Below are 13355 nucleotides of genomic sequence, written 5' to 3'. Positions count from 1 at the left end.
TTGCTCTTATTCCAACACGAAATCAGAGCGGCGGTTCAACTCGTAGTCGCTTTCCTCCGTGCCAACAAAGAGCGGACGCTCTTCACCAAAGGACATGGTTCTAATTCTGCTTGCCTCAACACCCAGGTTGATCAGATATTTTTTGGCACTGGAAGCCCGGCGCTCGCCCAAGGCCAAGTTGTATTCCTTAGTGCCGCGCTCGTCACAGTTGCCCTCAACGATCACCCTTGCTCCGGCATTCTTCTTCAGATGATGGGCATTGGCCTCCATCTTTGCAGCCTGATTCTTGCGCACCGCAGATTGGTCAAAATCGTAATAAATGGATTTCATCTGTGGGGACGAACGGCCATTCTTACGTTTGTAATCAGCAGACTGATTGTCCTCTGCAAAGCCACCTGCCTTACCGTTTTGCTCGGTCGATACCAGCGGCTCAACAGACGGCGTTGCGCTCGGAGAGTTCTGAATGTCTGCAACAGTACCAGGGGAGACTGGCAGGCCGTCCAAGGCAGCAGAATAATCACCAGTTGCAGGAGTAGCTGCATCATCCGTTACTGCTGCGCCTGAATCAGCATCATAGGTGGTGTTGCTGCTGTCTGTTTTGGCTGATTTCTGCTGATTGTATGGCTCTACCGGCTTAGAGCTACAGCCGATCAGCGAAAAGGAAAAAGCCATACAAGCGCAGAGTAGAGCGCGGGTCATGAAGGTGTTCATAACAAAACCTCAGTCAATTTAATAAAATGGAAAAAGAGAAAAATAAACGGATGGGAACAATCGATATAGGGAATCCTTTATGATACTTTCTCCGGCCAGCAACGTCAAGAAGAAACATACTTTTCATGTCAGAGAACAGAGTTGACGCAGTCGCCTGTTTTTTCTTGCCAGCAGCCTGAATTTGCTGGTCCAGCCTCCAAGGGTTCGCTTTAGCTGTTGACAGAAGAATCTTTTCCACGCTAAATGGTGAGTCGGGCATGATGGCGGTTGTTTCGCTCCAGAGTTTGCCCAACGCTTTTCTTTTTTTGCTCATCATCAGCCATGACTGCCTACAGCCCCAAAATCCTCTTCCTTGGCTCCAACGTCAAAATCACCAATCTGCCAGTTAAGGAAGTTAGCCTACTCGAGGAAGGTAGTTTGCCCGCCTACGGTTATAATCCTGGCGATAACATTGTCTTGCTTGCGGGACCAGTAACGATTGAACGGGGAAGGCTGGAGCAGTGCCTTACCTGGCTGTCCTCCTATCTGGTGGGATCAGAACTGTCTCCCAAGATCAATACCTTGTCGTATGGCGCGGAAAGACAAGTTTATCAGATGTTCCGCAAGCGGCGGGGCAGCCAGGACAGCAAACAGGAAGGCTGGTTCATGGTCAAGCAGCTCCTCCCAGCAGAAGAGCGCGGCGCAGCTGCCCAGGTCTTCACCTTTAGTGCCCACGAATATGCCATTGCTGGTTCCAATACCGGGATGGTATTGATTGATGACTCTGGAATGCCGCCGCAGATCTGTGACGAAATGAGCGAACTCAATCCCGGCATGTGGTGTATCGCTCTGGGAATTTCCGTAGCCCATTGGCAGCATTGGGCCAGGTTGCTTGGTGGCCGCTTCACCCTATTCTGTCGTCTCTCTGACTTGGAGACCACCCGAATGGAGATGGATTCGTCAGTGAACTGGGAGACCATTGTTGCTATGTGTCTGCGTGCCCTGCGCACACCAGAAGTTGGCCTTTGGGACAGTGAGCGACATTGCTTTCTCTGTCGGGTCATCATTGAGATGTTTCCTCACGCTATCCTGTACGTCGGGCCAGATGCAATTTACTTCCGCTATCGCAAAGGCAGCCTACCAGAGAAAAGCTCCTCCCGCAAACGCGGCTCCGTGCCTTGCTATGACACGATGGTCACAGCCATGCTGACCTTGAAGGCCCTGCGTTCTAATGGCCTGGACTTCTCGCGGCAATCTTTTTACGATTTTTCCAAGCAAGTCCTCTGCAATTGGCGACGGCTCGATGAGCATGGCTATCATTTTGATGACGGGCTACGCCTACCAGTGCTTGATTGCTCTTCAGCCTGCCTGAGTGGCTTGCCCTGTTCCTGCTCAGATCGCCTAGAGATTGATCCGTCTTTTATTGTGCTGCCCTATTTTACCTCAGAATTTGAAGAAGCCTTGGAGTTGGCTGCCGGACAAGCCTGGGGAGAGAAAAAAAAGAAGGCCCTGCGCTCGATATTCCGGCATCAGTACGCCTATCCTTATCCCACGGAAGAGGAAGGCAGCCAGCAGCTCTGCTACGTTGATATCGTGATGTCTGTCCTGCATTGCCTGAAGGAGGAAGTAAACCGAGGCACCGGCTTTGACAATCTGCCCATCTTCAAACTCGGCCATCTCCGCACCACTGACCCAGCGGAAATCGACCCTGTAATCACCTTGCATCAAGTCATGGATTCCTATGTCTCTAAGGAGTCTGTGTTGCGGCCCCTTTGTATTGGCGTGTTCGGCCCGCCTGGTTCAGGCAAATCCTTTGCTGTCAAGCAGGTCGCTAGCGAGATCGCCCGGCACTACGAGAGTAGCCCTTTTGTCTTTTTTGAATTCAATCTAACCCAATTTGCTAGCCCGGAGGAGATCAATGCGGCCATTGATCCAATCCGAGCCTCAGTTGCCCAGGGTAAAGTACCGATTGCCTTTTGGGATGAATTTGACTGCCGTCATGATGGCCATGAGTTCGGCTATCTTCGGTACTTCCTACCTGCTATGCAGGATGGCGTGACTTATGTTCAGGGCATTCCCTATCATATTGGCCGGGCTATCTTTGTCTTTGCAGGCGGAGTCAAGGCAAACTGGGAAGGTATGGAACGGCTGCTTGCTCCTAAAAAGCCAAAGGATCTCCAGTTAGCCAAGACGTTGAAGATCCCTGACTTCATGAGTCGCCTGCGAGTGGTGCTGGATATTGACGGCATTGAAGTGCCAGAGTATCTGCTCAAGGATTCAGCCACTGAGGAGGAGTTGGAGGAACTGCGGCGAATTTTGCTCAAGCGGGCTTTCATCATTGCCCATCAGATGCAGACGCATTGGAAAAGTGCCGCCCGGAAAACCTCCGGCCTACTCCTCCGCCTGCTCCTGGCTGACTATAAGTTTGGTGCGCGCTCGATTGAGGCCGTGATTGAGGCGAGTCGGGCTGCTGACCGTCTTGTGTATGGTCTGCCAGAGTTGATTGCGCCCTCAGCCGCCCGTATTCATGCCGACTGGCGGGTTGATTTAGAACGCAAGATCGATCAGTTCCGCAAATCAAAAGGCCTGCGGGCGGTCTGGTAGGCGGAAAAAAGCCCCTTGTTTGCCAGCGGGAACTGTTGCGGTGTATCGATCAAATGTGGTATGAAGGCAGTCTGCCGTCCTGCGCCAACAATAAGGGAGGCAGTGACCGCTGCTGAAGCTGCGGCAGCTATTCCTGTTCAGGAACATGGAAGCCAGAGCGCACATTATCACCGGAAATCCGCTTTCCCTGCCCTGCGCCGCCTTGCTAACCGCTGCGCTGGGCCTGCATCTCATCAGCCTCTACAACTACCTCCTTTTTCACACCCTCACCGAAATCTTCAGCGCGACAGTTTCCTGCGCAATTTTCATCTTCGCTTGGAACACCAGGCAAATGCAGAGGAATCAGTGCTTCCTTTTTCTCGGCATCGCCTGTCTGTTCACCGGCGTAATCGACCTGCTCCACAGTCTGAGCTACAGAGGAATGAATATCTTTGCTCAGGCACTTACCGACAACATTTCCTACCAGCTTTGGATCGCTGCCCGGTACATGGAAAGCATCTCTTTGTTGGCCGCTTTGGTTTTCGTGCGCAGAACCTTCAGCCCGTACCGGACGGTTGTGGTATATTTAGTCGTCACCGTCCTCCTGCTCGTCGTTATTTTTATCTGGCCTGTCTTTCCTCTCTGCCATGATGAAAATGCCGGGCTGACCGCCTTTAAGAAGTACAGCGAGTATCTGATCTGCTTGCTTTTGGCTTGCTCTCTCCTGCTCCTTCAGAAGAACCGCGCGCGTTTTGACCGCGAAGTGCTCCGCCTGATGCAAGCGGCGATTCTGTTTGCCATCGCGGCTGAACTGTCATTCACTTTTTATGACGACAGTCGCGATCTGTTCGATTTTTTCGGCCACTGTTTTCGTATCTTTTCTTTCTATGCCATTTATCGGGCCGTGATTGAGACCGGGCTGACCCAGCCTTTCAGCACCCTGTTCCGAGAGCTGAATGCCCACAAGACTGAGCTGGAGCAAAAGGTGCAGGAGCGTACAGCCGCCCTTCAGGAAAGCCGAGACATTCTGGAAGCGGAGATGACCGAGCGGCTGCGGACAGAGAAAGAGCTGCTCTGGGAGCTGGCGGTTAATAGAACCTTAGCCCAAGTTGCCGATGCCCTGATTTCTCGTTCCCTGCCAATTAGAGAGATTGAGAATTTGGTAGGACGAGCAGCCAAGGAACTAACCGGCAGCGAATACGGCGCGGCCAAGGCAGCTCACCATGAAACCGCAGTGGAAGGCATGTATGCCGGAACACCCTGGGAAAACGTCCTCAACACCCGGCAGAGTTTTTACACTAACGCCATCTCCTCGCATGAGCGCATCACCTGTATCCCACCGGAACAGCTCCGGTACCGGAACTACCTGCACGTACCAGCACTGATTGACGGCAGGGCAGTAGGGCGGATTGCCCTGGCCAATAAGGAGGGTGATTTCAGTACAAATGACCTTGCTGCTGCCGAGCGTTTGGCCGCTGTCTTTGCCTTGGCTGTGCAGCGTAAGCACAGTGAAGAGTCTTTGAGTCGAAGTGAACACAAATACCGCAGCCTGTTCAACGACGCACCGGACATGATTCACATCGTCAGCCTAGAAAAAAAAATTATCGATGCGAACCCAGCCGAACTGCGTACCCTGGGCTGCACCAGCCGGGAGGAATTAGTCGGCACGCCGCTGCTGGAAATCGTTCATCCTGATTTCCGCCGAAGCACGGCCTCGATGCTTGAGCAGATACTTTCCTCTGGCCTCTGCATGAAAAACTACGAGACCGCTCTTATCGCCCGGAACGGCGGTCAGATTGATGTGGAGATTAGTGCCGTACCGCAATTGGAGAACGGCAAAGTGGTTTCCATCCGGGCGATAATGCGCAACATCACAGAGCGGAAACAGGAGGAGCAGGAACGGAAAAAATTAGAGACTCAACTCCGGCAATCACGGAAAATGGAGGCTATCGGTACCTTGGCCGGCGGCATTGCCCATGATTTCAATAATATTCTTGGACCAATTCTCGGCTATACCGAGATGGCCTTGGAATCTCTGCCGCCGGGCAGCAGCATCGCCCCTTGGTTGGAAGAGGTGCAACGGGCTGGCAGCCGGGCACGGGAGCTGGTTCGGCAGATTCTTGCTATCAGCCGTAAGAGCGAGCAGGAGGTACAGCCCCTACGCATCCAACCGATCATCAAGGAAACTCTCAAGTTACTGCGCTCCTCTCTTCCAACTACCATTGAGATCCGGCAGCATCTGGATCCGGCCTGCGGAGCTGTGCTGGCTGATCCCACCCGGATTCATCAGGTAGTGATGAACCTCTGCACTAATGCCTACTACGCAATGCGGGAAACCGGTGGCCTCTTAGAGGTTTTCCTGCGCCAGATTGAGCTGCATGTCGATGCCCGGCCCGGCAGGCTGCGGCTGCCCTCTGGCTCTTACCTCCAGCTCAAGGTACGGGATACTGGCTGCGGAATACCAGAGGACATTCTGGAAAAAATCTTTGAGCCGTACTTTACCACCAGAGCAAAGGGCGAAGGCACTGGGCTAGGGCTGGCTTTGGTACAAAGCATTGCCCTGGATTTCGGCGGCGAGATTACTGTGGCCAGCGAGCTGGGGCACGGCGCAGTCTTTGATGTCTATCTGCCGATTATCCGGGAGGCCAAGGAGAGCCAACTCGATAAAAAGGCTGCTGTGCTGCCAACTGGTAACGAGCGAATTCTGGCGGTTGATGATGATCTGAACGTGGCAGGGATGACCAAAAGCATTTTGGAAAGTCTTGGCTACCGAGTCACAACCCTAACCAGTAGCACCGAGGCCCTGGCCCTGTTCAACCAGCAGCCCCAGGCCTTTGATCTGGTCTTTACCGATATGACCATGCCGCAGATGACTGGAGCCGAACTGGCTCAACAGATGCTCTCTTGCCGTCCAGAACTGCCGATCATCCTCTGCACTGGCTTCAGTGCCCTGATTGACGAGGAAAAGGCGGAGAGCATCGGCATCCGCCGCCTGCTGATGAAGCCCTTCACGAAGGGAGAGTTAGCCAGCGTGGTGCGAGAGGTGCTGGATGGGAAAAAGGGGCAGGAGAGCAGCTGCGCCAGGCTTAGTCGTTGCTGACCTGCGTGAAACAAGGTAAAAAAGAGAGCAACCCTTGCCGCTCTGCTCTGTCAGAGCAAGGAGGAGCTGAAATGAACTGCATAGCTGGCCTGTCCGCTTTACTGCTTGTGCTAGCTGCTGCTGGGCCGTCACTGGCGTTGGGCAGCAAAACCGCTGCTGATTTGGCTGCCAAGGCTGAGGAAGGCGGCGAGATATTGGTTTCATACACCGCGCCCCTGCGCCGGATAGTGCTGACCCGCGATCTCCATCTTGCTGATACTGAAGAGATCGCCGAGTATGATAATCCGGTTGCAGCGGAACCGTCGAAAACAAAGACGGTAAAGAAAACCGCCCTGGTCTCAGAGCACGAAGCAGCAGAGCTGCTCCGTTTTATTCGTGAAAGCGGCTTTTTTAACTTAAAGGCAGCGTATGGGGGAAAGCCGGAGGAGCGCAACTATCCCACTATCATCCTTGTCTGGGATAAGGAAAAGAAGAAGCAGGTCGCCTATTACAGTCGCCCTGATGCTGAATCGCGTCCGACAGCTTTTGCTAAGACGGAACAGAAGATCATCGAATTTGCCCAGCACAAGGCAGTTGAACTCAAATCAGGAGGAAAATGAGATGAACGCGGCAAAAGTACTTTTAATGGCAGCCTCTCTACTGCTGCTCGTTGTCGGCACAGCAGCCGCAGACTGGTCAGCAGGGGAGCATGGTGGCAGACAGTCCGCAGAGCGTGAGGTCGAAGTAGGCGGCTGGCAGGTGGCTTATGGCAACAGGCTGACACAAGGGGATGTGGAGCGCGGCGAAGTACAGCCCGGAGTCTCCATTTTTGCCGCTCGAGCGACGCGGGAAATGGGGCTGTTGCATGAGTGGGCCAATGCGCTGGTGCAGCAAGCAGCAAACTTAGCCGCCGTCCGCGACGTTGGCCAGGAAGATCAGTTTCAGGCCATGCGTTTTACGGTGCGCACGGTGCGGGAGTTGATACGCGGCAGGCAGCCTGGCTCGCAGCAGATGGAGTTAAACTCTGTGACCATCAAAGCAGGTCTCCTAGAATACAGAGATCGACATGAAAGGGGAGCAGAGGTAATTTTCGTTCCCTACGTGGGGATGAAAGCCAAACTAGGCGGCAGCGTACCGTGGAGTAATGGCCCAGTTCAAGAGCCAGCCAATCCCTATTCGCCGCCAGTTATCCAGTCTCCGCATCAACACGGCGGACCAGACTGGCGCGGGCCGAGTTCTGCTGAAATCATGAACGCTTTCTCGTTGAAGAATATCTCTCGTAACATAGGCGGCGGAAGTTGGCAGTGGGTTGCCTACATCGATGGGCCTACAGACTTCCTGCGCCGGATCAGTTCGGTCACCTATCATCTCCATCCTTCGTTTAAGCCCAGTGTCCAGTATGGTGATAGCTCGAAACCCGGTCATCCACTGTCTGCCACGGGCTGGGGAGTTTTTAATCTCAAAGCTGAAGTTGCGCTCGATGATGGCACTCGTCGTACTTATGAGCATATTCTCCAGTTCAGATGATTTGCGTATAACCGGCCTGCTTCTTTTGGGTAGGCTGCTGAAACATCCATACAACTAAGGAGAGAACACAATGAAAGCGTCAAGAATCGTGTTAGCTGCGGTATCCCTGCTGCTGCTCGTGGCTGCGGCGCAGGACGTATTTGCCCAAAGGGTATGGCGGGCAAAGGAAGAAGTAGAGGCTGGTGGCTGGTATGTAGCTTATGGCAGAGAACTGACTGAGGATGAGGCGGAACGGGGTGCGGTAGAGTCCTGGGTATCTCTGCAACGCAGCGACATAGATACTCTTCGTACCTGGTCAGACTCCCTGCTCCGACAATCCATCGCATTGATGGTCAACAGCGTTGGCCCAGACGCAGCAGACAGATTTGGTCGGGACGAACAGCGTGAGGCGCGGCGTTTCGGGGTGGAAACGCTTAGAGATTTGCTTGGCAGCAGGACAGCAGGGGCACAGATTCTGGTATCAGGCTCTGTTGAATTCAAAGCCGGGGTAATTGAGTACCGAGAAAGAGGTTGGGATCACTATGACAGAAGGAGGCGGCAGGTGATGTTTATGCCATACTTCGCCCTGCGCCCAAAGTATAGCCACCGTCGTCATCGTGACCGTGATGATGGCTGGCGCGATCGGGATCGTGGTGATCATTGGGAGCATCGCGACCGTTGGGATCACCGTCCGTAATCAGCCAGGCTTGCTCTGCTGTCAAGCTGGATAGCAGGCAATGATCAACTTGACCGGCATCATTGATGACCGGTCAAGTTTTTTTATCTTCTTGCTGTTTCAGCATCTTCCGCACGCTGCGGAAGATCTCTGCAAAGAAGTAAGGGCAGAATCCGGCTCGTTTACCAAGGAGTTTGGCTTGGCAAGAAAGGAGTTCTACTCGGTAGCAGAGGAGTTCGGCTTGGCAAAACTGCTTTCTTGCCGACTTAGAAAGGAGTTTGGCCGATTAAAACTCCTTTCTAAGTCGGCAAGACTCCTTTGCGGCTTGGCCAAACTCCTCTGCTACCGAGTAGAACTCCTTTCTTGCCAAGCCGAACTGCTTTGCCAGTGAGCAGGAAAGGAATATTAACTCAGAGTTATGTGAAAAAATCGCTTTCAGCTGCAACTTGGAACGCAAATTTTCTTGTTGCTTTGTTGATTGATGCAAGAGGTCTATTATCCCAATCTTCACTAAGGAAAAAGCATGAAAATAGCAATAATTGGCACCGGCTATGTCGGTTTAGTCACCGGTACCTGTTTTGCCGAGTTCGGTCATGATGTAGTCTGCGTCGATAAAATCGAGGAAAAAATCACCCGCCTGCGGCAAGGGCAAATCCCGATTTACGAGCCAGGCCTTGATATCTTGGTTGCTAAAAATGTGGCGGAAGGGCGGCTGAGTTTCACCACCAAGCTGGAGGAAGCTGTCCCGGATACCGAAGCCGTATTCATCGCTGTAGGCACGCCCTCCTCTCGCAGAGGCGATGGCTATGCCGATCTGAGCTACATCTATGCCGCTGCCAAGGAAATCGCCCCTTGCCTGCGCGGTTACACAGTGGTTATCGACAAAAGCACCGTGCCTGTGGGCACTGCTCGGCAGGTAGCCCGGATTATCCGCGAGGCCAATCCGCAGGCGGACTTTGATGTGGCCTCTAATCCTGAGTTTTTGCGAGAAGGCGCAGCCATTGCCGACTTTATGCGCCCGGACAGAGTGGTGATCGGGGTTGATTCCGAACGCTCAGAACAGGTGCTGCGGGATATTTACAAACCGCTGTATCTACAGGAAACACCCATCGTCAGTACCAGCATCGAAACCGCCGAGCTGACCAAGTATGCCGCCAATGCCTTTCTCGCCGTGAAGATCAGCTTCATCAATGAGATCGCTTCCGTTTGCGAGGCAGTTGGCGCAGATGTCACAGCCTTAGCCAAGGGCATTGGCATGGACGGGAGAATCGGGAGCAAATTCCTTCATCCTGGCCCTGGCTACGGTGGCTCTTGCTTCCCTAAAGATACCTTGGCCCTGATGCGCTTGGTGCAGGAATACGGGGAGAATCTACGGATTGTGGAAGCCGCCGTGGATGTGAATTCTGCGCAGAAAGCCAGAATGGTCAAGAAAATACGCGATGCAGTGGGCGGTTCTGAGGCAAAGAAAACTATTGGCGTGCTCGGCCTAACCTTCAAGCCAGAAACCGACGACATGCGCGATGCGCCAGCCATCACCATTCTGCCTGCTCTGTTGGAAAAAGGGGCAACTATTCGCGCCCATGATCCGAAAGGAATGGATGAAGCGAAAAAATATTTGCCTGACGGCATTGAATATGTCGATAACGCCTACGCTGCCTGCGAAGGTGCAGATGCCGTAGTGCTAATGACTGAATGGAATCAGTACCGGGCGTTGGACATAGAGAAAATCAAACAGGATATGCGGACACCAGTCTTTATTGACCTACGCAACGTCTATGACCCTGCGGTAATGAGAGCGCATGGCTTCCAGTACGTCGGAGTGGGAAGGCAATAGCAGCGAACTGCAAACCACCAGGGGCAATTCATCAATGAATTGCCCCTCCGCAGGAGATTATTTCTTGCGGGAAGCGCGTTTAGCAGCTTTCAGGGGGTTGATCTTGACCGTGACCACCTTGATCTCTGGTTTAGCATGCGTGGCTAGGTTGCAAAAACCCAAACGCCATTTTGCCGACGGCTTGATGAACGTTCCGCAGTACTGGCTGCTGTTCTCCTCGACGATGCGGTCGCAGCCGCTGCACTTCTCAATGATCGGCTGAAAGCCGCCGGAACTGTATTTTCCTGCGTTACTGGTCTGCATTTTGCGAACCTCCTGAAAAAATATGATGTTTTCCTTGAATCGAAAAGGAATCTTGCATACAATAGAACTAATCGTGCGGAGCTGCCATTTTATAAATGGTATTGCGACGGCTGTCAACAGTTTATCCGGCCATTCCTGCTGAAAAAAATATCACTGGAGTCTAAACGATGCCTGTTTACGTCTGGAAAGGGAAGAACTCTCTCGGCAACAAAATCAAGGGCGAAATAGAAGCGGTCAACGAGGCAGGGGTGCTGGGGCAGCTCAAGCGCCTGCGCATTCAGAATCCAACGGTGAAAGAAAAACCCAAGGATATGTTCGCCAACGTGGCTTTTCTCCAGCCAAAAGTTACGGGTAAGGACATCGTCATCTTCACTCGGCAGATGTCCACCATGATTGATGCTGGTTTGCCCTTGGTACAGTGCCTGCAAATACTCTCCAAGCAGCAGGATAACCCGAGCTTCAAACGGGCGTTAACCGAGATTCTCAACGATGTTGAGACTGGTATGACCTTGGCCGACGGAATGCGCAAGCACCCAAAAGTCTTTGACTCTTTGTTTGCCAACATGATTGAGGCCGGAGAGGTGGGCGGTATCTTGGACACCATCCTGTCGCGGCTAGCGGCGTTCAAGGAAAAGTCCATGGCCCTGACAAAAAAAATTAAAGGGGCAATGACCTACCCGGTGATCTGCCTTGGCATCGCCGGCCTCATTCTTGCCGTCATCCTGATCTTCGTCATTCCGGTTTTTAAAGACATGTTTGCCAGCATGGGCGGGGCATTACCGAAACCAACCCAGCTCGTCGTTGACATGAGCGAGTTTGCCCAAGCAAACTTTCTTTACATCATCGGTGCTGCTTGGGTTTCAGGGTTTCTATTTAAAAAATATTACAACACGGAAAAAGGCAGGATACAGATTGACGCGCTCATGCTCCAAGCTCCGGTGGCAGGTCCACTAATCCGCAAGGTGGCTGTGGCCAAATTTACCCGTACCCTGAGCACAATGCTGGAGAGCGGTGTGCCAATCTTGGATGCGCTCCAAGTTGTGGCCAAGACCGCTGGCAACAAGATCATAGAGCAGGCGGTTTTCCATGTTGCATCCTCCATAGCTGAAGGCCGTCCTATTGCCGAGCCGCTGGAGGAGTCAGGCGTGTTTCCCAGCATGGTAGTCCAGATGATCAATGTCGGCGAGTCAGTCGGTGCCCTTGATGCTATGCTGTCGAAAATCGCTGATTTCTATGACGAGGAGGTGGATCAGGCTGTGGAGAACCTCACCGCCATGATTGAGCCGTTCATGATGGTTTTTCTTGGCGGAACCATCGGTGGCTTAGTTGTCGCCATGTATCTGCCCATCTTCACCATGGCTGACAACCTCTGATCGGACGGCAGAAGGCAGCGGATTTTTCGCTGCCATCTCTGCCGGTTCCTGTATTTTTGATAATGATTGACATTACCGGTGACTTTTCTTATAGTTATAGAAGGTTGAATATCAAGTGTAGATAAACAGCGAGGAATAGCAAATGACTCTGACAAAAGCGAATCTCATTCAAGCGGTCTATAAAAAACATCCCGGCCTGACCAAGACCCAGGCCGCCGAATCAGTGGAGACCTTCATCCTGTTAGTCAAAGAATCTCTGATCAAGGGCGAAGATCTGCTCCTCAGCGGCTTTGGCAAGTTCAATGTGAAGGACAAAAAACCTCGGCGCGGGCGCAATCCACAGACCGGCGACGAGCTAATTCTGGATGCCAGAAGGGTAGTCACCTTTAAACCCTCTGGGATACTCCGCAGCAAGATCAACAACAGCAAATAAGGATTCCACCGGGGTATATCCTACCCCGGTTTTTTCTGCTTGCGGCTTGGCGGAAAAAAATGGCTACCTTTGCGCTTTCGGGGTAGGTTACTGCTTGAGCGAATTTTCCAGCAGCAGGAGCAACTGATCCGCCGCAAACTGGCAGCTATTTTCCTTGGCTAAGATCCTGCTGTAAACTGCGCCGAGTTGTTTCCTCGTTGATTCTGCGGATTCTCTCGGCCAATTCTTCGCTCACTACCATCCGTCCTTCAAGGACGCAGCCTTTACGAGCCGGGACGCATTCGCCAGAAAGCCGCTTACAGCGGTCTGCGGCGATATCATAGTTTTGGCAATGAAAAGTCATTTCGCCTGGTTCTCCATGCGCTCCAGCATCTCTACGAGACGGTCGCATGTATCTTTGAAGGAAGCTAACGCCTGCTGCCCCTCCCCTCCCTGCCTTTGCTCCAGCGGCATGGCGACTAAGGCTTTGATGCCATCATGCACTTCCTTGTGCAGGGCCTCCATTGCCTTCACTTCAGGGATTCCAGCAAGATCATTAAGCCCTCTGCCATACAACCATTTACCGAAATCGCAGCGGGTATGATCCGGTACATCCGCGAGGGTCAGATTTTCCACGCCATAGAAAAAATCAGTCAACTTGGCTTTCCAACTTAAATGGGCGATAATCGCCGCCTGTAAATCCATTGCTACTAACATTTTACTCATGATCTTGTCTCCGAATTATTCTTGAGGCGCAACTGAACTCTTCAGTAGCTTACCGTGGTTCTCCTGCTAAAAAAGAAGCATTCTCACTAGACGGTAGCAGTATTCTGCGATTCGGTCAAGACCACGCCCAGCAGCAACTTCAGTGAGATGCTGGCAGAACTACCCTCTGTCGA

At 52.6% G+C, this 13355-nt stretch carries 14 protein-coding genes; 9 read left to right on the top strand and 5 right to left on the bottom strand.

Going from position 1 to position 13355, the window contains the following annotated elements:
• Window positions 1-6: 6 nt before the first annotated feature.
• Both pal and ACNKIB_RS06690 read right to left on the bottom strand, forming a co-directional pair.
• Window positions 7-711, bottom strand: a complete 705-nt coding sequence (gene pal / locus ACNKIB_RS06695) for a peptidoglycan-associated lipoprotein Pal (protein ID WP_417909774.1) — start codon at window positions 709-711, stop codon at window positions 7-9.
• A gap of 13 nt (window positions 712-724) precedes the next feature.
• Entirely contained in the window at window positions 725-1027 is a 303-nt protein-coding gene (locus ACNKIB_RS06690) for a hypothetical protein (protein ID WP_417909773.1), read from the bottom strand.
• 5 nt (window positions 1028-1032) lie between these two features.
• On the opposite strand from ACNKIB_RS06690, the gene ACNKIB_RS06685 reads away from it, so the two are divergent.
• From ACNKIB_RS06685 to ACNKIB_RS06655, 7 genes are all read left to right on the top strand, one after another.
• Complete coding sequence (locus tag ACNKIB_RS06685) at window positions 1033-3294, top strand: AAA family ATPase (protein ID WP_417909772.1); 2262 nt, start codon at window positions 1033-1035, stop codon at window positions 3292-3294.
• Between the two features lie 145 nt (window positions 3295-3439).
• Entirely contained in the window at window positions 3440-6373 is a 2934-nt protein-coding gene (locus tag ACNKIB_RS06680) for an MASE3 domain-containing protein (RefSeq protein ID WP_417909771.1), read from the top strand.
• Window positions 6374-6444: 71 nt separating this feature from the next.
• On the top strand, window positions 6445-6972 hold the full coding sequence (locus ACNKIB_RS06675; RefSeq protein WP_417909770.1) for a hypothetical protein: 528 nt from the start codon (window positions 6445-6447) through the stop codon (window positions 6970-6972).
• Window position 6973: 1 nt separating this feature from the next.
• Entirely contained in the window at window positions 6974-7879 is a 906-nt protein-coding gene (locus tag ACNKIB_RS06670; RefSeq protein WP_417909769.1) for a pYEATS domain-containing protein, read from the top strand.
• Between the two features lie 70 nt (window positions 7880-7949).
• Window positions 7950-8555 (top strand): hypothetical protein, encoded by a 606-nt coding sequence (locus ACNKIB_RS06665; protein ID WP_417909768.1) that lies wholly within the window; start codon window positions 7950-7952, stop codon window positions 8553-8555.
• 40 nt (window positions 8556-8595) lie between these two features.
• The gene (locus ACNKIB_RS06660; RefSeq protein ID WP_417909767.1) at window positions 8596-8925 is read left to right on the top strand and encodes a hypothetical protein; all 330 of its coding nucleotides are present in this window, start codon (window positions 8596-8598) and stop codon (window positions 8923-8925) included.
• A gap of 132 nt (window positions 8926-9057) precedes the next feature.
• A complete protein-coding gene (locus ACNKIB_RS06655) occupies window positions 9058-10368 on the top strand; it encodes a UDP-glucose dehydrogenase family protein (protein WP_417909766.1) in 1311 nt (436 codons plus the stop codon).
• 57 nt (window positions 10369-10425) lie between these two features.
• Here ACNKIB_RS06655 and ACNKIB_RS06650 read toward each other — a convergent pair whose 3' ends face one another.
• Window positions 10426-10671 (bottom strand): PxxKW family cysteine-rich protein, encoded by a 246-nt coding sequence (locus ACNKIB_RS06650; protein WP_417909765.1) that lies wholly within the window; start codon window positions 10669-10671, stop codon window positions 10426-10428.
• A 167-nt stretch (window positions 10672-10838) separates the two neighbouring features.
• On the opposite strand from ACNKIB_RS06650, the gene ACNKIB_RS06645 reads away from it, so the two are divergent.
• Both ACNKIB_RS06645 and ACNKIB_RS06640 read left to right on the top strand, forming a co-directional pair.
• Complete coding sequence (locus tag ACNKIB_RS06645; RefSeq protein ID WP_417909764.1) at window positions 10839-12044, top strand: type II secretion system F family protein; 1206 nt, start codon at window positions 10839-10841, stop codon at window positions 12042-12044.
• Between the two features lie 142 nt (window positions 12045-12186).
• On the top strand, window positions 12187-12477 hold the full coding sequence (locus ACNKIB_RS06640; protein WP_417909763.1) for an integration host factor subunit alpha: 291 nt from the start codon (window positions 12187-12189) through the stop codon (window positions 12475-12477).
• A gap of 145 nt (window positions 12478-12622) precedes the next feature.
• On the opposite strand, the gene ACNKIB_RS06635 is transcribed toward ACNKIB_RS06640, so the two are convergent.
• Together ACNKIB_RS06635 and ACNKIB_RS06630 are read right to left on the bottom strand one after the other, a co-directional pair.
• Window positions 12623-12820: a hypothetical protein gene (locus ACNKIB_RS06635; protein ID WP_417909762.1), complete on the bottom strand. Its 198-nt coding sequence runs from the start codon at window positions 12818-12820 to the stop codon at window positions 12623-12625.
• The gene (locus tag ACNKIB_RS06630) at window positions 12817-13182 is read right to left on the bottom strand and encodes a CZB domain-containing protein (protein WP_417909761.1); all 366 of its coding nucleotides are present in this window, start codon (window positions 13180-13182) and stop codon (window positions 12817-12819) included. Before ACNKIB_RS06630 ends, ACNKIB_RS06635 begins: the two co-directional genes overlap by 4 nt.
• Window positions 13183-13355: the final 173 nt, after the last annotated feature.

The sequence above is a fragment of the Candidatus Electronema sp. PJ genome, from assembly GCF_048287395.1.
Lineage (GTDB): Bacteria > Desulfobacterota > Desulfobulbia > Desulfobulbales > Desulfobulbaceae > Electronema.
Note: the sequence above shows the minus strand (reverse complement) of the source record. Positions and strands in the feature narration are given on the sequence as shown.

Excerpts from the sequence above, each read along its gene's own strand:
- pal (WP_417909774.1), bottom strand. The coding sequence starts at position 711 with ATGAACACCTTCATGACCCGCGCTCTACTCTGCGCTTGTATGGCTTTT.
- ACNKIB_RS06690 (WP_417909773.1), bottom strand. The coding sequence starts at position 1,027 with ATGATGAGCAAAAAAAGAAAAGCGTTGGGCAAACTCTGGAGCGAAACA.
- ACNKIB_RS06685 (WP_417909772.1), top strand. The coding sequence starts at position 1,033 with ATGACTGCCTACAGCCCCAAAATCCTCTTCCTTGGCTCCAACGTCAAA.
- ACNKIB_RS06680 (WP_417909771.1), top strand. The coding sequence starts at position 3,440 with ATGGAAGCCAGAGCGCACATTATCACCGGAAATCCGCTTTCCCTGCCC.
- ACNKIB_RS06675 (WP_417909770.1), top strand. The coding sequence starts at position 6,445 with ATGAACTGCATAGCTGGCCTGTCCGCTTTACTGCTTGTGCTAGCTGCT.
- ACNKIB_RS06670 (WP_417909769.1), top strand. The coding sequence starts at position 6,974 with ATGAACGCGGCAAAAGTACTTTTAATGGCAGCCTCTCTACTGCTGCTC.
- ACNKIB_RS06665 (WP_417909768.1), top strand. The coding sequence starts at position 7,950 with ATGAAAGCGTCAAGAATCGTGTTAGCTGCGGTATCCCTGCTGCTGCTC.
- ACNKIB_RS06660 (WP_417909767.1), top strand. The coding sequence starts at position 8,596 with ATGATCAACTTGACCGGCATCATTGATGACCGGTCAAGTTTTTTTATC.
- ACNKIB_RS06655 (WP_417909766.1), top strand. The coding sequence starts at position 9,058 with ATGAAAATAGCAATAATTGGCACCGGCTATGTCGGTTTAGTCACCGGT.
- ACNKIB_RS06650 (WP_417909765.1), bottom strand. The coding sequence starts at position 10,671 with ATGCAGACCAGTAACGCAGGAAAATACAGTTCCGGCGGCTTTCAGCCG.
- ACNKIB_RS06645 (WP_417909764.1), top strand. The coding sequence starts at position 10,839 with ATGCCTGTTTACGTCTGGAAAGGGAAGAACTCTCTCGGCAACAAAATC.
- ACNKIB_RS06640 (WP_417909763.1), top strand. The coding sequence starts at position 12,187 with ATGACTCTGACAAAAGCGAATCTCATTCAAGCGGTCTATAAAAAACAT.
- ACNKIB_RS06635 (WP_417909762.1), bottom strand. The coding sequence starts at position 12,820 with ATGACTTTTCATTGCCAAAACTATGATATCGCCGCAGACCGCTGTAAG.
- ACNKIB_RS06630 (WP_417909761.1), bottom strand. The coding sequence starts at position 13,182 with ATGAGTAAAATGTTAGTAGCAATGGATTTACAGGCGGCGATTATCGCC.